This window comes from Nocardia sp. NBC_01329 (genome assembly GCF_035956715.1).
Classification (GTDB): Bacteria; Actinomycetota; Actinomycetes; order Mycobacteriales; family Mycobacteriaceae; genus Nocardia.
This window is the reverse complement of sequence record NZ_CP108381.1, coordinates 6,266,886-6,288,586: the sequence shown is the minus strand read 5'-3', so window position 1 is coordinate 6,288,586 and position 21,701 is coordinate 6,266,886. Positions and strand designations below refer to the sequence as shown.

25 protein-coding genes and 1 pseudogene are annotated in these 21,701 nt (G+C 65.8%); 10 read left to right on the top strand and 16 right to left on the bottom strand.

The genetic code is table 11. The features are described 5' to 3' along the window. Positions 1 to 106 precede the first annotated feature (106 nt). The 6 genes from fusA to OG405_RS28675 form a co-directional block, all read right to left on the bottom strand. Complete coding sequence (gene fusA, locus OG405_RS28700; protein ID WP_327149518.1) at positions 107 to 2,209, bottom strand: elongation factor G; 2,103 nt, start codon at positions 2,207 to 2,209, stop codon at positions 107 to 109. A 125-nt stretch (positions 2,210 to 2,334) separates the two neighbouring features. Further along, a complete protein-coding gene (gene rpsG / locus OG405_RS28695) occupies positions 2,335 to 2,805 on the bottom strand; it encodes a 30S ribosomal protein S7 (RefSeq protein ID WP_150399709.1) in 471 nt (156 codons plus the stop codon). Between the two features lies 1 nt (position 2,806). Continuing rightward, a complete protein-coding gene (gene rpsL, locus OG405_RS28690) occupies positions 2,807 to 3,181 on the bottom strand; it encodes a 30S ribosomal protein S12 (RefSeq protein WP_063041881.1) in 375 nt (124 codons plus the stop codon). Between the two features lie 307 nt (positions 3,182 to 3,488). After that, positions 3,489 to 4,040 (bottom strand): DUF3558 domain-containing protein, encoded by a 552-nt coding sequence (locus tag OG405_RS28685; protein WP_327149517.1) that lies wholly within the window; start codon positions 4,038 to 4,040, stop codon positions 3,489 to 3,491. Between the two features lie 8 nt (positions 4,041 to 4,048). Continuing rightward, on the bottom strand, positions 4,049 to 4,543 hold the full coding sequence (locus OG405_RS28680) for a DUF3558 domain-containing protein (protein WP_327149516.1): 495 nt from the start codon (positions 4,541 to 4,543) through the stop codon (positions 4,049 to 4,051). Positions 4,544 to 4,696: 153 nt separating this feature from the next. After that, positions 4,697 to 5,671: an NADPH:quinone oxidoreductase family protein gene (locus OG405_RS28675; RefSeq protein ID WP_327152568.1), complete on the bottom strand. Its 975-nt coding sequence runs from the start codon at positions 5,669 to 5,671 to the stop codon at positions 4,697 to 4,699. Between the two features lie 282 nt (positions 5,672 to 5,953). Between OG405_RS28675 and OG405_RS28670 the strand changes: the two genes are divergently transcribed. Next, positions 5,954 to 6,724 (top strand): acyl-[acyl-carrier-protein] thioesterase, encoded by a 771-nt coding sequence (locus OG405_RS28670; protein WP_327149515.1) that lies wholly within the window; start codon positions 5,954 to 5,956, stop codon positions 6,722 to 6,724. 475 nt (positions 6,725 to 7,199) lie between these two features. On the opposite strand, the gene OG405_RS28665 is transcribed toward OG405_RS28670, so the two are convergent. After that, positions 7,200 to 8,876 (bottom strand): 4Fe-4S binding protein, encoded by a 1,677-nt coding sequence (locus OG405_RS28665; protein ID WP_327149514.1) that lies wholly within the window; start codon positions 8,874 to 8,876, stop codon positions 7,200 to 7,202. 176 nt (positions 8,877 to 9,052) lie between these two features. Between OG405_RS28665 and OG405_RS28660 the strand changes: the two genes are divergently transcribed. Then, on the top strand, positions 9,053 to 9,544 hold the full coding sequence (locus OG405_RS28660; protein WP_327149513.1) for a SixA phosphatase family protein: 492 nt from the start codon (positions 9,053 to 9,055) through the stop codon (positions 9,542 to 9,544). A 3-nt stretch (positions 9,545 to 9,547) separates the two neighbouring features. On the opposite strand, the gene OG405_RS28655 is transcribed toward OG405_RS28660, so the two are convergent. Continuing rightward, the gene (locus tag OG405_RS28655; RefSeq protein ID WP_327149512.1) at positions 9,548 to 9,748 is read right to left on the bottom strand and encodes a hypothetical protein; all 201 of its coding nucleotides are present in this window, start codon (positions 9,746 to 9,748) and stop codon (positions 9,548 to 9,550) included. Between the two features lie 178 nt (positions 9,749 to 9,926). On the opposite strand from OG405_RS28655, the gene OG405_RS28650 reads away from it, so the two are divergent. The 4 genes from OG405_RS28650 (at position 9,927) to OG405_RS28635 (ending at position 12,813) form a co-directional block, all read left to right on the top strand. Next, positions 9,927 to 10,232 (top strand): GNAT family N-acetyltransferase, encoded by a 306-nt coding sequence (locus tag OG405_RS28650; protein WP_327149511.1) that lies wholly within the window; start codon positions 9,927 to 9,929, stop codon positions 10,230 to 10,232. Beyond that, a complete protein-coding gene (locus OG405_RS28645; RefSeq protein ID WP_327149510.1) occupies positions 10,225 to 11,208 on the top strand; it encodes a pirin family protein in 984 nt (327 codons plus the stop codon). The genes OG405_RS28650 and OG405_RS28645 overlap by 8 nt, the downstream gene beginning before the upstream one ends. 125 nt (positions 11,209 to 11,333) lie before the next feature. Continuing rightward, positions 11,334 to 11,780 carry a MerR family transcriptional regulator gene (locus tag OG405_RS28640; protein ID WP_327149509.1) on the top strand — a complete coding sequence of 149 codons (447 nt, stop codon included), beginning with the start codon at positions 11,334 to 11,336 and terminating at the stop codon, positions 11,778 to 11,780. Between the two features lie 16 nt (positions 11,781 to 11,796). After that, a complete protein-coding gene (locus OG405_RS28635) occupies positions 11,797 to 12,813 on the top strand; it encodes an aldo/keto reductase (RefSeq protein WP_327149508.1) in 1,017 nt (338 codons plus the stop codon). Here the strand turns inward: OG405_RS28635 and OG405_RS28630 are convergent. Then, the gene (locus OG405_RS28630) at positions 12,774 to 13,661 is read right to left on the bottom strand and encodes a helix-turn-helix transcriptional regulator (protein WP_327149507.1); all 888 of its coding nucleotides are present in this window, start codon (positions 13,659 to 13,661) and stop codon (positions 12,774 to 12,776) included. The genes OG405_RS28635 and OG405_RS28630 overlap by 40 nt on opposite strands. Before the next feature lie 101 nt (positions 13,662 to 13,762). Between OG405_RS28630 and OG405_RS28625 the strand changes: the two genes are divergently transcribed. Then, positions 13,763 to 14,776: an aldo/keto reductase gene (locus OG405_RS28625; protein ID WP_327149506.1), complete on the top strand. Its 1,014-nt coding sequence runs from the start codon at positions 13,763 to 13,765 to the stop codon at positions 14,774 to 14,776. An 87-nt stretch (positions 14,777 to 14,863) separates the two neighbouring features. On the opposite strand, the gene OG405_RS28620 is transcribed toward OG405_RS28625, so the two are convergent. From OG405_RS28620 to OG405_RS28610, 3 genes are read right to left on the bottom strand one after another with little or no spacing between them, the layout of a single operon-like run. Then, positions 14,864 to 15,337 (bottom strand): SRPBCC family protein, encoded by a 474-nt coding sequence (locus OG405_RS28620; protein WP_327149505.1) that lies wholly within the window; start codon positions 15,335 to 15,337, stop codon positions 14,864 to 14,866. Then, the gene (locus tag OG405_RS28615) at positions 15,334 to 15,495 is read right to left on the bottom strand and encodes a hypothetical protein (protein ID WP_327149504.1); all 162 of its coding nucleotides are present in this window, start codon (positions 15,493 to 15,495) and stop codon (positions 15,334 to 15,336) included. Before OG405_RS28615 ends, OG405_RS28620 begins: the two co-directional genes overlap by 4 nt. Positions 15,496 to 15,505: 10 nt before the next feature. Continuing rightward, positions 15,506 to 15,910: a VOC family protein gene (locus tag OG405_RS28610; RefSeq protein ID WP_327149503.1), complete on the bottom strand. Its 405-nt coding sequence runs from the start codon at positions 15,908 to 15,910 to the stop codon at positions 15,506 to 15,508. Between the two features lie 86 nt (positions 15,911 to 15,996). Between OG405_RS28610 and OG405_RS28605 the strand changes: the two genes are divergently transcribed. After that, positions 15,997 to 16,458 (top strand): MarR family winged helix-turn-helix transcriptional regulator, encoded by a 462-nt coding sequence (locus OG405_RS28605; RefSeq protein WP_327149502.1) that lies wholly within the window; start codon positions 15,997 to 15,999, stop codon positions 16,456 to 16,458. 24 nt (positions 16,459 to 16,482) lie between these two features. On the opposite strand, the gene cynS is transcribed toward OG405_RS28605, so the two are convergent. Then, positions 16,483 to 16,932 carry a cyanase gene (gene cynS / locus OG405_RS28600; protein WP_327149501.1) on the bottom strand — a complete coding sequence of 150 codons (450 nt, stop codon included), beginning with the start codon at positions 16,930 to 16,932 and terminating at the stop codon, positions 16,483 to 16,485. Between the two features lie 252 nt (positions 16,933 to 17,184). Here cynS and OG405_RS28595 point away from each other — a divergent pair, with 252 nt between their 5' ends. Continuing rightward, positions 17,185 to 18,057, top strand: coding sequence for a formate/nitrite transporter family protein (locus tag OG405_RS28595; RefSeq protein ID WP_327149500.1), 873 nt, complete (start codon positions 17,185 to 17,187; stop codon positions 18,055 to 18,057). Here OG405_RS28595 and OG405_RS28590 read toward each other — a convergent pair. Continuing rightward, the gene (locus OG405_RS28590) at positions 18,000 to 20,306 is read right to left on the bottom strand and encodes a hypothetical protein (protein WP_327149499.1); all 2,307 of its coding nucleotides are present in this window, start codon (positions 20,304 to 20,306) and stop codon (positions 18,000 to 18,002) included. The two genes, OG405_RS28595 and OG405_RS28590, sit on opposite strands and share 58 nt — an antisense overlap. A 373-nt stretch (positions 20,307 to 20,679) precedes the next feature. On the opposite strand from OG405_RS28590, the pseudogene OG405_RS28585 reads away from it, so the two are divergent. After that, a pseudogene (locus OG405_RS28585) lies at positions 20,680 to 20,850 on the top strand (DUF4158 domain-containing protein); the annotation flags it as partial. Positions 20,851 to 20,878: 28 nt separating this feature from the next. Here the strand turns inward: OG405_RS28585 and OG405_RS28580 are convergent. Further along, positions 20,879 to 21,331 carry a hypothetical protein gene (locus tag OG405_RS28580; RefSeq protein WP_327149497.1) on the bottom strand — a complete coding sequence of 151 codons (453 nt, stop codon included), beginning with the start codon at positions 21,329 to 21,331 and terminating at the stop codon, positions 20,879 to 20,881. A gap of 5 nt (positions 21,332 to 21,336) precedes the next feature. Further along, a complete protein-coding gene (locus OG405_RS28575) occupies positions 21,337 to 21,471 on the bottom strand; it encodes a hypothetical protein (protein ID WP_327149496.1) in 135 nt (44 codons plus the stop codon). Positions 21,472 to 21,701: the final 230 nt, after the last annotated feature.

Below are 21,701 nucleotides of genomic sequence, written 5' to 3'. Positions count from 1 at the left end.
GCAGTTGCAGCAGTGCGGGGGTCATCCCCGCTTACGCGGGGAACTAACGGTTGTACAAACTCCCGGGAGATCCGGGGCAGGCGAGCTACCTGCCCCGGAGGGGTATTTACTCGCCGGTCGCCTTGGCGATGATCTCCTTCGACACGTTGGCCGGAACCTCCGCGTACGAGTCGAACACCATGGAGTAGTTCGCCCGGCCCTGGGTCCTCGACCGCAGATCACCGATATAGCCGAACATCTCCGAGAGCGGAACCAGCGCCTTGACGACACGGGCACCACTGCGTTCCTCCATGGCCTGGATCTGGCCACGGCGGGAGTTGAGGTCGCCGATCACATCGCCCATGTAGTCCTCGGGCGTGGTGACCTCGACCGCCATCAGCGGTTCGAGGATCACCGGACCGGCCTTACGGGCCGCTTCCTTGAGGGCCTGCACGCCGGCGATCTTGAACGCCATCTCCGAGGAGTCGACGTCGTGGTACGCACCGTCGAGCAGGGACACTTTCAGGTTGACCAGCGGGTAACCGGCGAGAACACCGTACTGCATGGCGTCCTGTGCGCCCGCGTCGACCGAAGGGATGTATTCCCTCGGCACACGGCCACCGGTGACTTTGTTCTCGAACTCGTAAGTGGCACCGTCTTCACCGACGAACGGCTCCAGCGCGATGATCACCTTCGCGAACTGACCCGAACCACCCGTCTGCTTCTTATGGGTGTACTCGAGCTTCTCGACCTTCTTGGTGATGGTCTCGCGGTAGGCCACCTGCGGCTTGCCGACGTTCGCCTCGACCTTGAATTCGCGCTTCATCCGGTCGACCAGGATGTCCAGGTGCAGCTCGCCCATACCGCCGATGACGGTCTGGCCGGTCTCCTGGTCCAGTTTCACCGTGAAGGTCGGATCCTCTTCGGCGAGCTTCTGGATCGCGGTGCCCAGCTTCTCCTGGTCGGACTTGGTCTTGGGCTCGATGGAGACCTCGATGACCGGGTCCGGGAAGGTCATGGACTCCAGCACGATCTGATTGTTCGGATCGCACAGGGTATCGCCGGTGGTGGTGTCCTTCAGGCCGATGACCGCGTAGATATGGCCGGTGCTGGCCGAGGGGACCGGGTTCTCCTTGTTGGAGTGCATCTGGAACAGCTTGCCCAGACGCTCCTTCTTGCCCTTGGTCGCGTTGATGACCTGGGCGCCGGAATCGACCTTGCCCGAGTAGACGCGGACGTAGGTCAGCTTGCCGAAGAACGGGTGCACCGCGATCTTGAACGCCAGCGCCGCGAACGGCTCGTCGGCGCTCGGCTTACGGATGAGAACCTCGTCCTCTTTGTTCGGCGCGTGACCCTGCACGGACTCGACGTCCAGCGGCGAGGGCAGGTAGTCGATCACGGCGTCGAGCATGGGCTGCACGCCCTTGTTCTTGAACGCCGAACCGCACAGCACCGGGTAGAGCTCGGAGTTGACCGTCATCTTGCGGATGGCGCCCTTGATCTCCTCGATCGAGAGTTCACCACCGCCGAAGAACTTGTCCAGCAGCGCTTCGTCGGACTCGGCGACGGTCTCCAGGAGTTCCTGCCGGTACTGCTCGGCCTGCTCGGCCAGATCGGCCGGGATGTCCTGGACCTCGTACTTCTCGCCCAGCTTGGTCTCGCCGGTCCAGACCTTGGCCTTCATCTCGACCAGGTCGACGATGCCCTCGAAGGAATCTTCGGCACCGATCGGCAGCTGGATGACCAGCGGCTTGGCACCGAGACGGTCCTTGATGGTCTGCACGGTGAAGTAGAAGTCCGCACCGAGCTTGTCCATTTTGTTGACGAAGCAGATCCGCGGCACGTCGTACTTGTCCGCCTGCCGCCACACCTGCTCGGACTGCGGTTCCACACCCTCTTTACCGTCGAAGACGGCGACGGCGCCATCGAGCACGCGCAGGCTGCGCTCCACCTCGACGGTGAAGTCCACGTGGCCCGGAGTGTCGATGATGTTGATCTGATTCTGGTTCCAGAAGCAGGTCACCGCCGCGGAGGTGATGGTGATTCCGCGCTCCTGCTCCTGCTCCATCCAGTCGGTGGTCGACGCCCCGTCATGGGTTTCGCCGATCTTGTAGTTCACACCGGTGTAGAAGAGGATGCGTTCGGTGGTAGTGGTCTTGCCCGCATCGATGTGGGCCATGATGCCGATGTTGCGGACCTTGTTCAGGTCGGTGAGCACGTCCTGTGCCACGGAAATCTTCCCCGCTCGTAGCTAGTTGGGATTCTCGCCGACGACCCGGAAGTCGTCATCTGTCTCAAAGCGGAAGCAGAGCTTCCGTAAGCCTCCCGACCCCGGAGCGATGGGCCGGGCAGACATCACCAGCGATAGTGCGCGAAGGCCCGGTTGGACTCGGCCATCTTGTGGGTGTCCTCGCGACGTTTGACCGAAGCACCGAGACCATTGCTGGCATCCAGCAGTTCATTGGCCAGACGCTCGACCATGGTCTTCTCACGACGCGCCCGCGAGTAGTTCACCAGCCAGCGCAGCGCGAGAGTGTTGGAGCGGCCGGGACGCACTTCGACCGGCACCTGGTAGGTGGCGCCACCGACGCGGCGCGGCTTGACCTCGAGGGCAGGCTTGACATTGTCCAGCGCGCGCTTGAGGGTGACGACCGGATCGGTGCCGGTCTTGTCGCGCGCCTGCTCCAGCGCGCCGTAGACGATGCGCTCGGCAGTCGACTTCTTGCCGTCGAGAAGAATCTTGTTGACCAGTTGCGTCACCAGCGGCGACCCGTAGACCGGGTCGTTGATCAGCGGACGCTTGGGAGCGGGGCCCTTGCGAGGCATATCAGCTCTTCTCCTTCTTGGCGCCGTAACGGCTGCGGGCCTGCTTGCGGTTCTTCACACCCTGGGTATCGAGCGAGCCGCGAATGATCTTGTAGCGCACACCGGGAAGGTCCTTCACACGACCGCCGCGCACGAGCACCATCGAGTGCTCCTGGAGGTTGTGGCCTTCACCCGGGATATAAGCCGTGACCTCGACCGCGCTGGTCAGCTTCACACGCGCGACCTTCCGCAGCGCGGAGTTCGGCTTCTTGGGGGTGGTGGTGTACACGCGGGTGCACACGCCACGACGCTGCGGGCTCCCCTTGAGGGCCGCGGTCTTGGTCTTGGAGACCTTGTCGCGGCGACCCTTGCGGACCAGCTGGTTGATGGTTGGCATATACCGGCTTTCCTTTTATCGGTTATGGCGGTGTCAGGGCGGTTCATCGAGCTTTCACCCGCACGTCCAACCACGTTTCTCGCGTCCCGAGGTCGGGCGTGTCGCGCGCAGTTCAGGGCCCGCTTTACAGGCACGCTGGAATCGTCAGCCGCTCTCGCTGGCCTATGTCTACGCTCGAACTTGCCCGTATCCTTCCGGGCACAGCGGTCCACTGTACTCGGGCGTAGTGAATAGGGTCAAAACCGGGGTGATGTTGTGATATGGCGGGCCGGCCACGACCCCTCGGTTTCCGGGGCACCGCCGGACGTCACCGCGCCCGGTTCAGTGTCAGCGCCATGAGTTGCTTCACCGGCTCACACGGATCGGGATGCGCCGAGCCCGGATGGTAGTTCACCCACCACCCGACCACCCCGGAATCCGGCGCGCTGGCGGTGACCCCACACGAATCCGGGTCCTGCGGACGCCGGATCGCCAGCCCTTGGGAACTTTCGACCTCGATGATCTGCGAGGTGTAGCCGAGCTCGCCGTAGGTGGTCTTCTCGTTACTCAGGGTCCCGTTCTCGTACCAGTTCAGGGTGACCAGCGCGCTCCCGCCCGGAGCGTCGACGACCAACCACATACACACAGCACCGTTGAACTCGCCGCTGGCGAGCTGACCGCCGACCGCCTCCCCGATGGTGACCCGGTCCACGACTTCGCATTCGCGCAGCAATTTATCGAAGTTCACGTCCAGCTGCTCGGAGTCACCCGCCGGCACCGCCGACCCGTCGATGGTGCTGCCACACCCGACCGAAAGCAGTACCAGTACGCAGCCGAGCAATGCCAGTAGGCCGCTCCGGCCCCACGGAGGTCTACGCATACCGGACCTCACTGCAACCGCTGCACGGTCAGCTCGGCCAGTTCGCGGGCGGCCTCACACGGTGGCTCCAGCGTCCCCGCCTGGTGGGACCATTCGAAGAAGTCATCGTCCAGTTGTACCGCCAGATCGCAGATGGTCCCCCAACTGCCCTGGAACCCCGGCCGGCCCGCGACCTCGATCGATTCCGGGGCGCGCCCCGCGGTCGTCACCCACGCCCGCTCGCGTCCGATGGGACTGCCGCGGTAACTCGCGAAGGTCATGCTCCCGCTGCCCTCCCAACGGCAACCGGTGGAATTCTTGTAGCTCATCCACACCGGACCTCCGAGAACCTCGGATACCTCCTGATCGGTCACATGGCCACATTCGCCGACGAACGGACCCAGTGCGGCGACTTTCGGTGGGGCCTTCTTCGAGAAGTCCGAATCGTCGGAGTCGGAAGACGAGCAGCCCATCAGCATGGTCAACGCCATCCCGCCCGCGATCATGGCCGACTTCATCCGCATACCGGAACTCTACCGACAGGACAGGTCACCAGCATCCGCGGATCGCGGGCCCACCCGGGCGACCGGCCCGACGGCAAGACGGACCGGCATGCGCCGGAAGCGAATTCGGGATCGGCCGCGTGCGTCACGCGGCGTGGGCAGCGGAACGCGGCCTCAGCGAACCGTCACCACGACTTTGCCGGTGGCGGCACGGTTTTCCAGTGAGGCCACCGCCTGCGCGGCCTGGTCCAGCGGAAAGAGCACAGCCTGCGGCGCGGCGATCTTGCCCGTCGCGAACAGCGGCTCCACTTCGGCCCACTGTTCGGTCAGGTAGCCGGGGTGGGACAGCATCCATTCACCCCAGCCGGCACCCACGACCTCGACATTCTTGAGCAGCAGCCGATTCACCTTCACAGTCGGGATATCGCCGCCGGTGAAACCGACCACCAGCAGTCGGCCACCACGGGCCAGCGACCGGATGCTGTCGGTGAAGCGGTCACCGCCGACCGGGTCGAGCACGATATCGACACCGCGGTTGTCGGTGAGTTCCTTGACCCGGTCCAGCCAGCCGTCGGTGAGCACCACATCGGTGGCCCCGTGCGCGCGGGCGATCTCGGCCTTCTCTGCGGTGCTCACCACCGCGATCACCCGACCGGCACCCAGCGCACCCGCCAGTCGCAGGGTAGAGGTACCGATCCCACCGGCGGCACCGTGCACCAGCACGGATTCACCTTCGGCGAGGCGGCCGCGGTTACGCAGGCAGAAGTGCACGGTGAGATCGTTGAACAGGATTCCGGCCCCCGCCTCGAAGGAGATGTTGTCCGGGAGCTTGAAAACCATCTCGGCGGCGGTGGTGGTCACTTCGGCCATGGCGTTACCGAGCATGGTGAGGGCGCACACGCGGTCACCGGGCCGCACATGCGATCCCTCCGGGGCTTCGCGCACCACGCCGGCGACCTCGCCGCCGACGACGAAGGGCATCGGGGGTTTCATCTGGTAGAGCCCACGGGTCATCAAGACGTCGGGGAACGCGACTCCGGCGGCGTGTACGTCGATCACCACACCTCCCGGCAGCGGCTGCGGTTCCGGGATATCGACGATCTCGATCGCTTCCGGCCCGTCGAGTTTGCTGACCTGAGCTGCGCGCATATGCCGCCCTCTCTGTTCGCCGACCGGGCGGCTATAGAGACGCACCAGTCGATGTGTACCAATCCACCCGTCCTGATCAACCTAATGGGCATCACCGGCCGAAGTCCATCCCACGCCCGGGCCGGTCGATCCTCGCGCATTACGTCGGATACCGGCCACCGCCACGCGCCGAACACAGCGAACAGGCGGCTCAGCGTGGCGCGGTGACACAGGCCCCGTAAAGTCGTCTCACAGGAAACACGCAGAAGTACCGCGGCTCAGCCCGCCGCGCGAGGAGCACAAGTGTCACTCGATCAGCCGCTCACCCCGCTTCCCCACGAGGGCATGGGGTTCGTCACGGCGTGGCCGGTGCGAGCCGGCGACGTGGACCCGTACAACCGCCTACGCCTCGACGGTGTCGCCCGCTACCTCCAGGACATCGCCTGGGAAAACCTCCAGCAATCGGTCCTGGAGCGCAGCGACCCGAACTGGATCATCCGGCGCACGGTCATCGACGTGGTGCGGCCGGTGCTGTGGCCCGACCGTGTCCAGCTGCGCCGCTGGTGTTCGAGCATGTCCACCCGCTGGGCGAATATGCGGGTCCGGATCACCAGCGACCGCGGCGGCCTGATCGAGACCGAGGGTTTCTGGATCAATATCAACGAGTCGAACAATATGCCCGCCCGCATCAGCGACGCGGGCCTGGCCTACCTCGCGCAGACCACAGCCGAACAACGACTGCGCTGGCGCCCCTGGCTGACCGACGCGGCCCCACCGGAATCCGACACCGACCTGCCGTTCCCACTGCGAGCCACCGATATCGACCAGTACAACCACGTGAACAACACCTGCTACTGGCAGGCCGTGGAACAGTACTTGGTCGACTACCCGAAGCTGGTCAGCGGCCCGCATCGCGCGGTCATCGAATACGTCGCCCCGGTCCTGGCCCGCCAGCACATCAGCGTCCGCAGCAGATACGAACCGGGCGACCGGACAACTGGCCGGCCGACACTACGACTGTGGTTCGTCGTCGACGGAATCACCACCACGATCGTCCGCATCACGCCGCTGTAGGCCGGAGAGCCAGACCTTGGGACCGGCTCTTCGACGGGTAGCGGGGGTGCGGGTCGAGCTTGTCGCGAAGGCGAGAGCGCGTGAACTCGCACGCGAAAGCGAGGGCCTGAACTCGCACGCAAAGGCGAGAAGTGGGCTCGCTCGCGAACGTGCTGTGTTTTTGGCGCGCTGGCGCGCGCGGGGGTTGAGGCCCTGAAGTCTCGCCGTTCAAGCCTCGAGACTCGCACCCTGGCCTGGGTGGGTTCACCTCGGCCGAAGGTGCTCAACGGTCGGTCCATCGGATGGCCGACCGCACGTCGCATGCGCTTCGAGGCCTGAACGGCGAGACGGCCTCAACCCTTTGGGTGTCTCGTAAAACTCGACTCACTGGGTTGCTTCGGCATTCGATGGCCCGGTGGTGGGTCCGTGTCCCGGATCGTTCCGGGGCACGGACCACGTCGGCTGCACGGCTCGGCGGCAGTCCGTGCGTTCGACCTCAGCTACCGCCCTTGGCCGCCTGCAGGAGGTCCGCGAGGGTGGTGAACTTGACCCGGGGCCGCCCCGCGTCCTTACCGGCTCCCCGTTCTGCCTGGTCGATGGCCTTCCAGCCGACCCGATCCACCAGGTCCGGCTGGCGTTCCCGGACCAGGGCGCGCAGTGCGTCCCGGTCGGCCGTGGGTGCGGCCAGTCTGCCGGCGATGAAATCGGCGATCAGTCCCTCCACGGTTTCCTCCGAGTCGACCCGGTTCGAACCGATGACCCCGCGTGGGCCGCGTTTGATCCAGCCGCTCACATAGACGCCGGTCAGTGGTCGACCGTCCGGGGCCGTGACGCGGCCGTGTTCGTTTGGAACGACCGCGCGCCTGTCGTCGAACGGCAGATCCGGAACCGGCTGTCCGCGGTAGCCGATCGACCGAAGGACGAGCGAAGCCGACAGGCTATCGATTTCGCTGGTGGGGCGGGCGTTGAGGATGCCGTCCTCTTCCACCAGCTCGTTGCGGGCGAATTCCAGTCCTTCGACCTTGTCGGTACCGGTGACCGCGACCGGGGCGGCCAAGAATTTGAACACGATCCGCTTGTTGCCTTCGGCGGCCGGCTTCGCGGCGAATTCCTCGGCGAGCGCGTATTTCAGCGTCAACGAGGGTTCGACATCCGGGTGGTCGAGCAGCGCCCGCGAGGCCGGATCGAGTTCCAGTTCGGCCGGGTCGAGCACGATATCGACCCCGGACAGATGCGCCAGTGCCAGGAATTCCGGCGAGGTGTAGGCCGCCTGTAGCGGTCCGCGCCGGCCCAGCACCACGACTTCGCGGATATTGCTGGTGCGCAACGCGGCGAGCGCATGATCGGCGATATCGGTTTTCGCGAGTTCGTCGGGGTCCACGGTCAGCACCCGGGCGACGTCCAGCGCGACGTTACCGTTGCCGACGATGACGGCCCGCTCACCGGAGAGGTCGAAGGCACGGTCCGCGTAGTCGGGATGCCCGTTGTACCAGGCCACGAACTCGGTCGCGGAATGGCTGCCGGGCAGCTCCTCACCCGGGATGCCCATCCGGCGGTCCGAGGAGGCGCCCACCGCGTAGAGGACAGCGTGATGATGCGCCAGCAGTTCCTCGTGGGTGATGTGTTTACCGACCTCGACGTTCAGGTAGTACTGCAGGGTGTCGCGGCGGAATGCCGATTCGAACATGCCCGCGACCGTTTTGGTGCCCGGATGGTCGGGGGCTACGCCCGCGCGGACCAGGCCCCACGGCGTGGGCAGGCGGTCGAACATCTCCACCTGGACGTCGCAGCGCCGCAGTAGTTCGTCGGCCGCGTAGGCAGCCGCCGGTCCGGCACCGACGATCGCGACCCGCAGCGTGCCCAGTTCCTTGGGTGGCCGCACCGGGGTCGAGATGGGATCCAGGTTCGATTCCAGCGGATGGCGTTCGAACCAGGCCGCGTTGATCTCCCGGAACCGGGCCAGCGACGCGGGCAGATCGTCCTCGGAGTAGATGGCCTCCACCGGGCACGCGTCGACACAGGCGCCACAGTCGATACAGGTGTCGGGGTCGATGTAGAGCATTTCGGTCGTCGCGAATTCCGGCTGGTCCGGAGTCGGGCGGATGCAGTCGACCGGGCACTCGGAAACGCAGCTCGCGTCGTTACAGCAACGCTGTGTGATTACGTAGGCCATATTTGTACAGATCCTCGAGACTTATGTGCGGGCTGGTGCCGTCCGGGTCGCGGGTGGCAAGGCGTGACGACTGTGCGTGGACCGGGGTCGCCGGCCTACCCTCCATTGTGACGCCGCTTTCAGTTTGCCTCGAGTGTGTTGTGGATCTCCGCACGGAGGGTGCCTACGGTGGTGCCATGGCTCGGACTCTGATCTTGATGCGGCACGGGAAATCGGCATATCCGGCCGGGGTCGAGGACCATGAACGCCCGCTGGCCCCGCGCGGGCGACGGGAAGCCGCCCTGGCCGGCGACTGGCTGCGGTCGACCCAGCCGCCGATCGACGCGGTCCGCTGTTCCACCGCGACCCGCACCCGGGAAACGCTCACCGCCACCGGTATCGACGCACCGGTGCGGTTCGAGTCCGGAATCTACGAGGCCGGCGCCGAGTATCTGGTCGAACTCGTGGGCCGCACCGATCCCGCGGTCTCGACCCTGCTGGTGCTCGGCCACGTCCCGGGAATGCCATGGGCGGCCTGGGACCTGGCGGCTGTGCACGACACCGATGACGCCCTGCGGCTGAGCCGCAAATTTCCGACATCCGCTCTGGCGGTGCTGCGCTTCACCGGCGGGTGGGACGAGGTGGGCCCGGCATCGGGAGATCTGGTGACCTTCCACGTCCCGCGCTGACGCTCAGCGCAGCAGTTTGCCGCCGAACACCGCCCCGGCACCGAGTACGACGAGCAGCAGGAAAGCCGCCCAGCCGCCGATAAGCCACCAGACCAGACCGAACACCACCACGGCCGGTGCCACCGCGATGGCGGTGATCACCGGGCTTTCCTTGACCGTTGCCCACGCCGAACGCGCCCGGACCCGGTCGATTTCCTTGGCCATGTCCCCAGGTTACGTGCCGGATACCGGATACGCCGGTACGCGCGGGTTCCGGCCGTTGGCCCCGTCGGCCCGGCACGGCGGCCGTGCCACCGCAGTCTGAGTACGCTGGCGCTCGGCGGCACGGCCACCGGCCGTGGCGTCGTGTGGAGGTATCCGGATGCGGAGAGGAGCTGCGGAGATGACCGAAGCGACCGAACAGAGCAAGGTGCTGCGCAACCCCGACGAGAACCGTTACGAGGTGTGGTACGGCGCTGAACTCGCCGGATTCGCGGAGTACACCGAGCAGGGTGGGGAAACCGTTTTCACCCATACCGAGATCGGCCCCGAGTTCGGCGGCAAGGGTTTGGGTAGTCGGCTTGCCGGGTTCGCGATCACCGATACGGTGGAGCGGGGGCGCAAGATCCGGCCCGAATGCGCGTTCATCCGCGGTTACCTGGATAAACACCCGCAGTACAGCGAGCACGTGGTCGGCGGCGGTGAGTGATCTCGATCCGTATCCGGCCGAGACCCTGTGCGAGCCGGGTAGCGGGCCGGGGCCGGTAGCCCGGCTGTATCCGGCACGTGAGGTTCCATTGGGCGGAGTGCGCGGAACCTATGTGGAGCGCACTCTGCCGCAGCGGGATCTGCCGACCGTCGGAGCCTGGTGCTTTCTGGATTATTTCGGCGTGCCCACGGTCACTGTCACCGGCGCACCGCCCGATATCGACCCACATCCGCATATCGGTCTGCAAACCGTCACCTGGCCGTTCGAGGGGATGATCCGGCACCGGGATTCGGTGCGTTCGGATGTGCGGATCGAACCCGGCCAGCTCAACCTCATGACCTCCGGCCGCGGTATCGCCCATTCGGAGTACACGGTTCCCGATGCCCCCGCCGGGCGTGGGTTGCAGTTGTGGATCGCGCTGCCCGACGGTCATCGCGATATCGCGCCGCATTTCGAACAACATCGGGAGCTGCCCGTTCACACTGCCCCGGGCTTGCGGGCGGTCGTACTGCTGGGCTCGCTGGCCGGGGTCACCTCACCGGCGATCATCTACACCCCGCTGGTAGGGGCCGATATCGAGATCGAGCCCGCGACGGCGGCGACTGTGCCGTTGGACCCGGGGTTCGAATACGCACTTCTGGTGGTGGAGGGTACGGTGACCGCAGCCGGGACCGAGCTGACGCCCGGTCCGCTGCTGTATCTGGGTACCGACCGCGACGATCTCGAGTTGTCCAGCGACTCCGGGGGCCGGTTCGCCTTGATCGGCGGGGAGCCGCTCGCGGAGGAACTGGTGATGTGGTGGAACTTCGTCGCCCGGGACCATGCCGAGATCGTGGCGGCCCGCGCGGATTGGGAGTCGCACGATATCGAACGCTTCGGCGATATCGCCGGCCATACTCCCGACCAGCGCATTCCGGCGCCGCCGATGCCCGGCGGCCATTTGAAACCCCGGGCCCGGCGACCGCACGGCGATTGATCCGGATCCGCGCTTGCTTGGAGTCCACTCCAGGTGGATAACGTTGTCCTCGTTCGACGAGAGGACAACGGGCGCCATTTGTAAATTATTGTGGCGCAGCAACTTCAGGCAAGAGAGGTAGTCCCGTGAGCGTTACCGGACCCAGGCTGGACGTCACCGACCCGGCACGGGAGCTCCCCCGGCATTCGATCGGGGCCGCCGCCCGGCACTGCGGGCTGAGCCAGGACACCTTGCGCTGGTACGAGCGCATCGGCCTGCTCGCCCATATCGGCCGCGACCACACCGGTAAGCGGCGGTTCAGCGACCGCGACCTCGACTGGCTGACCTTGATCACCAGATTGCGCACCACCGGGATGACGGTTGCGGACATGATCAGGTACGCCGAATTGGTCCGCGCCGGCTCGAGCACCATTCCCGAACGGCTCGCGATGTTCCGAAAGACCCGCGCCGATGTCCTCGAACGTATCGCCGAACTGGAGCAGACCGTGGCGGTGCTGGATCACAAGATCTCGATCTACGAACAGCACACTCCGAGTGAGGTCGCCGGGTCCACCGATAACGCAGCTTCGTGAAGGGACAGCCGAGACCATGACCGAGTACGCAATACTGCCGACCACCGCATTGGGCACCGACGGGATCCGGGTCGGCGTCCAGGGGCTGGGCTGCATGGGGATGAGCGAGTTCTACGGCCCCACCGATCGCGCGGAATCCCGTGCGACCCTGGATCACGCCCTCGAACTCGGCGTCACCCTGTTCGACACCGCCGACATCTACGGTTCAGGTGACAACGAGGAATTCCTGAGCGATTTCGTTCGCGCCAACCGGGACCGGATCGTCCTGGCCACCAAATTCGCGCTCGTCCGCAAAGCCGACGATCCGCACTATCGCGGTATCGACAATTCACCCGAGTACATCCGAGCGGCCGTGGACGCCAGCCTGCGCCGGCTCGGCATCGACACCATCGACTTGTACTACATGCACCGGCGCGACCCGCAGGTGCCGATCGAGGACAGCGTAGGGGCGATGGCCGAACTGGTGCAGGCGGGCAAGGTGCGCACACTCGGCCTGTCCGAGGTCACCGGGGACGAGCTGCGCGCCGCGCACGCGGTCCACCCGATCGCGGCGGTGCAGTCGGAGTGGTCGCTGTTCTCCCGGGATGTCGAGCGCACGGCCGTGCCCGCCGCCGCCGAACTGGGTGTCACCTTCGTCCCGTACTCGCCGCTGGGTCGCGGCTTCCTCACCGGCGCCCTGCCCAGCACCGGCGAGCTGACCGAGGGCGATTTCCGGCGGAACATGCCCCGTTTCACCGGCGACAACGCCGCGCACAACGACGCGCTCCTCGCCCCCCTGCGCGCCGTCGCCGAGACCCGCGGGCTCACACCCGCGCAGATCGCGCTGGCCTGGGTGCAGTCCCGGGCGCAGGTCCACGGGTTGCCGGTGGTACCCATTCCGGGCACCCGGCGCCGGGCCAGGCTCGCGGAGAACACCGCCGCCACCACCGTCAAGCTGACCGCCGCCGAACTGGACCGGCTGGAGCCGATCGCCGAACAGGTAGCCGGGCCGCGCTACGCGGATATGTCGTTCACGTCGGCGGGCCGCGAGTAGGACGGTTCGTTCGAATCCAGCCGCTGGGTACCGATGACCCGGAGCAGTTCCATCTTCTCCGCGGCGTCGGTACCCGGCAGCGGCCAGTAGATGAGCAGTCGCTGGGTAGCGCTGGGCGTCAGCAGTGTTTCGCAGAACACATCGATCGCGCCGACCTCGGGATGGACGGCGGTCTTGGTGTCGGAGAGCCGGACCGCCACTTCGTGTTCGTTCCACAGCCGGTCGAACTCCGTACTCGCCGAGCGGAGCGCGCCGACGAACTCGACGACGTCGGGGTCCCCGGGTCGCCGGGCCGCGGTGGCGCGCAGATCGGCCACCTGCCGCCGGGACAACCGGTCCACATTCTCCGCCGGGGTGATCGACCGGACCGCCGGTTCGGTGAACCACCGCCAGGCATGGAACCGTTCCCAGCCCGGCCGTTCGGCCTGGTCGCCGAAAAGCAGGGTGTGCATTCGGTTCTGCACCAGGCATTCACCGAGATCGGTGATGACGGCCGCCGGGATATCGTCCAGTTTCGCCAGTACGTGCATCAGTCCCGGGCCCACGTGTTTGTCCGTCCGGCTCCCACTGGGCGGAGCGTGATCGCACAGCAGATAGATGTGATCGCGTTCGTCACCGGTGCACCGCAGCGCGCGGGTGAGGGATGCGAGCACCTGCGTGGACGGCCGCGGACCGCGGGCCTGCTCCAACCGCGTGTAGTAGTCGGTGGAGATTCCGGCCAGCTGCGCCACCTCGTCCCGGCGCAGGCCCGGGGTGCGGCGCCGAGTACCCGGGGGCAATCCCACCGCCTCGGTGGTCAGCTGTTCCCGGCGGCGGCGGAGGAAATCGGCGAGTTCGCTGCGATCCATACCTCCACTGTCGCGCACCGGCGCGCGGTCAGCCAGGGATCGCCGCTCCCCCGATAAAGCGTCTCTGCCATGGCCGCCCGAACTGCGCCACCGTGGATGCCATGACGAATACACAGATCGCAGTCGCGCAGTTGGGTAGCACCGGGCCGACGGTCGGGCGTATCGGGCTCGGCGCGATGGGAATGTCGGGTTCTTACGGCCCGGCCGACGACACCGAGTCGGCGGCCACCGTGCACGCCGCGCTCGATTCCGGCGCCCGGCTCGTCGACACCGGCGATTTCTACGGGATGGGCCATAACGAACTGCTGGTGGGCAGAGCCATCGCCGATCGGCCCCGGGAGGAAACGATTCTCAGCGTGAAGTTCGGCGGGATGATCGGTCCGGACGGCACGTGGCAGGGGTTCGACAGTCGCCCGGCCGCACTGCGCAACTTCCTGAGCTACAGCCTGCGGCGGCTCGGGGTCGAGCACGTCGATATCTACCGCCCGGCGCGGCTGGACCCGGCGGTGCCGATCGAGGACACAGTCGGTGCCCTCGCAGAACTCGTCGATGCGGGGTATGTGCGGCATATCGGGCTTTCCGAAGTGGGCGCCGAAACACTGCGCCGGGCCGCCGCGGTACATCCGATCGCCGATCTGCAGATCGAGTATTCGCTGTTCTCGCGCGGGGTCGAAGCCGAGATCCTGCCCGCCTGTCGCGAACTCGGTATCGGTATCACCGCTTATGGAGTGCTGTCCCGGGGCCTGCTGAGCGATACGGCTCCCGGTCGCACCACCGGGTTCGGCAAGTCGGACTACCGGCCCCACACTCCCCGTTTCCAAGGCGACAATCTCACCGCCAACCTGAAACTGGTCGATGCCCTGGCCGCGCTCGCCCGGGGCAAGGGCGTGTCCACTGCCCAGCTGGCCATCGCCTGGGTACTCAGCCGCGGCGGCGATATCGTCCCGGTGATCGGTGCGCGGACCCGTACCCGCTGGTCAGAGGCACTCGGAGCGCTCGACGTCACGCTCACCGACGCGGATCTCGCCGCTATCGAGGCCGCGGTCCCGCCCGAGGGCGTCGCGGGTAGCCGGTATGCACAATCACAGATGCGCGCGTTGGACAGCGAGCGTTGAGGTAAATGGGTCGCGGGTGAGTATCGCCTCGCACAGCACCGGCCGGGCCGCCGAGATCGGGGCCCGGTCGGCGATCGCCACGACGGACTACTTCGCCAGCAACGCGTCCAATGCCCGGTAACTGGCATTGAGCCCGTCGGCCATACCGGACTGCAGCATCCCGTCGCGTTCCTCCGGTGTGTGGAACTGGCTCACTGTGACCACGCAGGTCCGGCCGTCTCCGAGATCTTCGAAGGTCGCCGCGTCGATGGCCACATGTGCGGGCATACCGTCCCATTCGAAGGACTGCACGATCCGCTCTTGCGGCACGATTTCCCGGATGCGGCCCTCGAACCCGTGAGCCCGGCCGTCGGCGTGCTCGACGAAACGCCAGTGCCCACCGACCCGGAACTCCCAGCGCTCCACATCGATCCGATTACCGCGGCCCCACCACTGGGTGAGCTGTTCGAGCCGGGTGTAGGCGTCCCAGACTCGCTCGGGGGCAGCGTGGAAAACCCGTTCGATCCGGATCTCGCGATCCCCGGCGGTGGTGACGACTGCTTCTTCGGTGGCAGTACTCATTGTTCGTGCTCCGTTCGTCGCAGGAATTCGCCGAGACGGTCCATGCGTGCTTCCAGCATCTGCCGGTAGCCCTGGAGCCAGGCCATCTCCCGTTCGAACACATCGGGACCGATCCGGCAGTACCGGACCCGGCCACGCTTCTCCATATTGAACGGCACCCGAAGGATGTCAACCGACCACGGTGAACAGCTCGTAGCTGTGCCCCTCCGGCGATCGGACGTACACGCCCCGGCCACCACCCAGGTTGTTGATATCGCGATCCCAGCCGTTCTCCGGCCCCGAGCCGAACTCCACCCCGGGCTGCCGCGCCAGCCACCGCAGCACGGCATCGAACGTCGGGTCGTCGACCAGGAAACCGTAGTGGCCCGGCTCGACCCGGCCGCGGTCGTCGAAATCGAAGGTCAGATCGCGATTCACCCGCACCGGCACGAACGGGCCGACCGGGGCGCCGACCGAAAGCCCCATGAGACCGGCGAAGAATGCCGCCCCGGCCGCGCGATCCCATGCGGGCACGATGGTGTGGTTCAGCACGATGCCCGGCCGCCGTTTCGGCACGTCCACTTCGGCGAACATCACCCCGCCTTCTAATGTGAATGCGATTCACATGTATTATACATGCGAATCGCATATTGAAATACGAAGAGGATAGATTGGTTCACATGAGCGGCAGCTCCACTCCCGCAGACGGCGGGCCCGCCCTGTTCCGACTGGTTCGGTTCTGGTCCCGGCGCTGGATACAACGCGGCGCGGGTGAGCAGAGCGCGGAATTGCGCAACGCCGCGTACGTCCAGGTCGTGGAAGCGGTGGCCGGCGCCGCCCACGCCCCGGCCGAGGCGACCATCACCGCGGTCGCCCACCAGCTCGGCCTCGACCATTCCGGCGCCAGCCGGATGGTCCGCGACGCCACCGCGGCCGGATATCTGGCCCGCCGCGAATCCGACCTCGATCGGCGGCGCACCGCGTTGCACCTCACTCCCGCCGGCAACCGCCTGCTGGCCGACGCTCACGATTGGCAACGCCGGATCTTCGACCGGCTCACCGACGACTGGTCCCCCGCCGACCGCCGCCGGTTCGCCGATTACCTACAGCGCCTGGCCGACGACCTACCGCACAACCACTGAGACGCGGCCGGACAACTTCCGATATCACCAGCGATAGTCGAGGAATTTCCCGTCGAGGGTGATGACGACGCGATCACCATCGGGATCGGGGCGGCGGGCGAAATCGACCTTGAAGTTGATAGCACTCATGATCCCGTCACCGAACTCCTCGTGGATGAGTTCCTTCAAGGCCGGTCCGTACACCGAGATCGCCTCCACGAAGCGATAGATGGTGGGATCGCTCAGCAGAGCCGGATCGGCGCCCCGTGCCGGCTGCAACGCCAGGCTCTCGGCTACCGCGTCGTCCAGTCCGAGCAGATCGCAGACCTTGCCGGCCTGTTCCGAAGTCATCGGATGCTGCCCGAGCAGCGCCGCAGTGGTCCAGACCAGCGGAGCGCCGAGCGCATCGGCGATGTCGGCCCAGGACTTTCCCTGACGGATACGGGCGGCGACGACGAGATCGGCGGCCGCGCGCTTGCTCATGATCGGTTCCATACGAGACTCCTAGCATCGGGAAACATCGAAAGCCTCCCATCGCCGGGCGCGGCGAACCGAATCGGTATCCCAATGTTTACTTTCGTGAAATCGCGCCAGTTCGTGGCTGTTGCGCAAGGTCACGCCGCGGCGGCACCGCACCGCACCGAGTCCGGTGAGGGCCCGGTAACACGGGTGCGCTCGGCTCGATACGGACGGGAAATCTCGGCATCGCACACTTCGGCACGAAAGACCACAACCGAAGGGCGTGTCATGTCTTATCTCAAACCAGCGGATTTCGTCGGAGCAATGATCGACGCCGGCGAAGCGAAGGCATTCATGTCCACGCGCGATACGGTCATCCGTGCCTATATGGCGGGGGCGATCCTGGCACTCGCCGCGGCTTTCGCGGTCACCATCACGGTGCAGACCGGCGAGGCGCTACTCGGCGCGGTGCTGTTTCCAGTCGGCTTCTGCATGCTCTATCTCCTCGGATTCGATCTGCTCACAGGTGTTTTCACCCTTGTCCCGCTGGCCTGGCTGGACCGGCGGCCCGGGGTTACCTGGCGAGCCTTGCTACGCAATTGGGGTCTGGTCTTCGCCGGGAACTTCCTCGGTGCGTTCACCGTCGCGATCATGATGGCGATCATCCTGACCATGGGATTCTCGATGGACCCCAACGAAGTCGGCCAGAAACTCGGCGAAATCGGAGTTTCGCGCACCGTCGGCTACGCCGACCACGGCGGGGCGGGAATGCTCACCCTTTTCGTTCGCGGTGTGCTGTGCAATTGGATGGTCTCCACCGGCGTTGTCGCGGCGATGATGTCGACCTCGGTATCCGGCAAGGTGATCGCCATGTGGATGCCGATCATGCTGTTCTTCTATATGGGGTTCGAGCATTCGATCGTCAATATGTTCCTGTTTCCCTCCGGACTTCTGCTGGGTGGCGATTTCTCGATCGGTGACTATCTGATCTGGAACGAGATCCCCACGGTGGTAGGAAATCTGGTCGGTGGCCTGGCCTTCGTCGGCCTGACCCTCTACGCGACCCACGCACGCACTGCCACGCCGCGCCCACGCCCCGTCGCTCAGCCACCCGGCGCCAATGCCGACGCAGGCAACGGGGTCGACTTCGCGGCCCAGTAATCGGTGTCCACGGCCGCGTTCTGCGCGGCATAGAAGCGGCGGCGATTCTCCGCCGAGGGGTCGCTGACCAAATCGGTCACCGTGTCGGAAACCCGGCGGGCGTGTTCGTCACCGATCCAGCGCAATGCCCGTGCAGCTTCCGCCTCGGAGTACCCCGCTGTTTCCTCACCGGCCGCGACCTGCTGCAGCCGAGTCAACTTCGCCCGGCTCGGGGCAGCCAGATAGTCCTCCCCCGCGTCGCGTGCCGCACCGCGCAATTGGATTCCCTCCCGGCCCAGCGAGTAGTTCAGGACGGCTCGCTCCAATTCCGCGGCGGCGGCGGGGGTGTTCATCGCGGCCGAATAGTTGGAAGCGGCTACGACCTCGGCCAGGTTCTTGTCGGCCAACGGCACGTCTCCGGCATGTTTCACCACATACCCCCGCGCCTCCACCGCGCGCTGGATCATATCCTCGTCGGTGAAACCCGAACCGCGTAGCGAGGCGGCGACCTGACCGAGGAATCCGCCGCCGCCGACAAGGACGCCGTCGACCGCGGCAGCCGCGCCCCGGGTCGTGTTCACGCCGCCACGACCGGCGCCCAAGGAGACTGCCGTCGCGTCGCGCGCCGCGTGCGACAGGTGTAGGCGATCCAGATACGCGTGGGTGAACAGTCCATCGGACCCACCGATCTTCTCACCGTTCCAGCGCGTATTCCACGCCGCCCACTGATCGGACATCGCTCTCTGGCGTTTCCACGAATGCGGGTCCAGTGGCGAGACCCGGTTGAAAAGCCAGGCGCTGGCCGGATTGTTGTTCAGCGTGCTGAGTGCGGCGGCCCCGGCGAGCAATCCGAGCCCCGGAACACCGGCGTTGCCGAGACCACTCGCCCCCATCCCCAGCGCCGATGCCCCTCCTCCGCCGCCGCCCCCCGGCGCCTGCTGCAGAGCCAGGGCGAACCGGTTGACAATCCATTCGTTGCCCTGGTGCAACGCGGCGGAGAGGCGCCGGAACTGGAACAACGCGACCGTCTGTACGACAGCACCGAGGATCAGCACCAGCGTCGCCTGTCCACCTGCTCGATCGAACAGGTTGCCGAGGAACAGCACATACAGACCCAGGTAGATGATGTAGACCGCCATGACCGCGGCCCCGTAGAAGCTGTCCACCAGGTTGCGCACCAAGAATGTCTGAGTCGGCCCATAGATGAAACCACCCGCCGCGAAACCGAAGATCGCGGCGAAGCCGTGGAATATCGAATCGAGCGCGGCCCAAATGATCTTGACCGAGAGGTACGCGCCGAACGCGAGCAGAATCGCCGCGCAGATCAGCATCACCAGACCCGAGCCGACTTGGCCCATAGTCGGATTCAGGGCTGCCTGCTGCGCCGCCAGATCACCGCAGTTGCGCAATCCGGACACCACAGCGGAATCCGAACCCGACCGCATCCCGGCCGACCAGGCGTCCGCGCAGCCGGCCCGGTCGTCGATCACATGCCCGAAGTTCCATACCTGGAGCTGATGCCGGGCGAAATTATCGGCCAGACTCTCCTGCATCGTGGCGACCAGACCCGTCGGGTCGGCGTGCGCCTGCCCGGTCAGCCCGGCGGCCACCGAGATTCCGAGATCGCGCCCCTGCGACATCAGTCCGTGCGAGGACAGGACGTCTTCCAGCGGTTGAGCGGTGAATGTCGGGCCGATCACCGCGACCCCGACCATGGTCACGGCCTGGGTCACCGCCCGCGCGCGTTGCCCGCGCAGCACGAACCACGCGACGAAGAACGCGCCGATCGACGCGGCGACGATAAGCAGTAGGGGAGTCGCGATCTGCGCGTCGAGACTGCCCGCGACCCCGGACAGTGCTTCACCCACCGGATCGAGCCAATGGAAGCTCATCGTGTAGCCGATCAACCAGATAGCGCCCGTCACGATGACGATATAGCCGGCGAATTCCAGTCCGAGCACCACCGCGATCGCTGTCTGCAGCGGCTCGAACAAACTGCCCTGTGTGGCGACGAACCGATAGTGGGTCAGTTCGACACCGCTGGAATCACGGATGTTCATCCAGTTCAGCGCGGGAAATCCGGCGTTGGCGACCGATTCGGTTTCCCCGCTCGCGGCCAGCGCACTGGCCCCGAGCAGAGCGGGAACGACGAACAGGGCCGAGAAGATCACCGCCGCCCGCCGGATCCACCGGCTGCGCGCGGACTTCGACAGACTCGGATCGGTGGTACCGCGGCGCCGGGATCGGATACGGATAACGCGAGCGGACACAGCGCTTCGGTATGACATCGGACCTCCGGGCAGTCGTCGACTCGGGGACTGTTCGACAACTCCGGCAGACAGTGCGCTGCAACATTATTCTCAACCGTTTCAGTGAACGACATATCGACGCAATGTGATCGAAAGGCGCGGTTCATATTCCCACCGGCGGTGGTTCCCCAGCATCCGCCCATGACCACCTCCGAAGCGCAGGCGAATCCGCCCTCGACCAGAACCGGCCCGCAGACAGAAGCGGGCCGGCTCTCCAGCAGCGAACGATCAGCCGATCAGGACCAACGTGATGGGGGTTGAGGAGCATCCGGAAGAAAGTCACGCTGAGCGGACACGCTGAATCCTGTTGTTGTGCTGGTGATTTCATGTCAGCGTGATTGATGACGGTGTACCCGGTTACGGGCGGTTCGATGTGTTGTCCCGTGTGGAGTTGGAGCGGTTCTGCTACCTGGACGATGAGGACCGGCGGTTGATCACAGCCCGACGCCGGGAATACAACCGGCTCGGGTTCGCGGTACAGGTGGTGACAGTCCGCTATCTGGGGAGAGGAACCCACAACTGGAGACAGTTGATTATCCGATGAACACTATGGCGTGGTCGCTGGCGATGCTCTGCCGGCATGCTTCGTGCAATGCCAGCCACGCCATCCACTCGTAGGTGAATTCTCCACTGTCGGTCTGGATCAGTTCGTCGATGCGCTGCGCTTCGGCGTCCGACAACGAGAGATCTGGCTCTAGCCGAATTCCGATCGCCGGAGCACAGGACTGTAGTTCGGCGAGCAGGCCTTGGCTGGAGCCCACGCGCTCGTCGTCGCCGATCAATTCCGGGATATCGAAATCGACGGGTATGTAATAGCCGTCGACGTCCGAGTGGTAGAGGAGGTGAGATTCGAACATGTCCCTCTCAGCAGACACCACCTCGTCGTCCGCCTCCACCTCCGCCATATCGGACACCGGCGTGACGGGCAGTCCGGCCTGGCATCGCGCGTAAACCCGATGCAGGCAGTAGAGCGCGGAGTACGGCATCGATGTCATGTTGCGCGGCCGGGTGGCAGCACGCACGACTCGGGTTGCTGCCATTCGATTGCTTCTTCTTTCAGCAGTATGGCGAGCTGGTCCAGTTCTTCTCGGCTGTCGTCATCGCCGACTGCGATCGCTAGTCCCACGCGGGCACCCTAGCGGGCTCCACCGACAGCAGGAACGACATCGCATGCCACGGCGATCAGACCTCGCCACATCTGAGCCAGCATCACCCACCAGTTCCTGGCACTGCCGCCGAGCTGCTACTTCAGCTGGATCGACCAGCAGACCAAACATGAACCCCGCCGACCGCGAGTCTTGCTGGCTGTTCCCCAGCCGTTGCGTCGGCCCGCCGCGACACACCAGCACGTTCTCC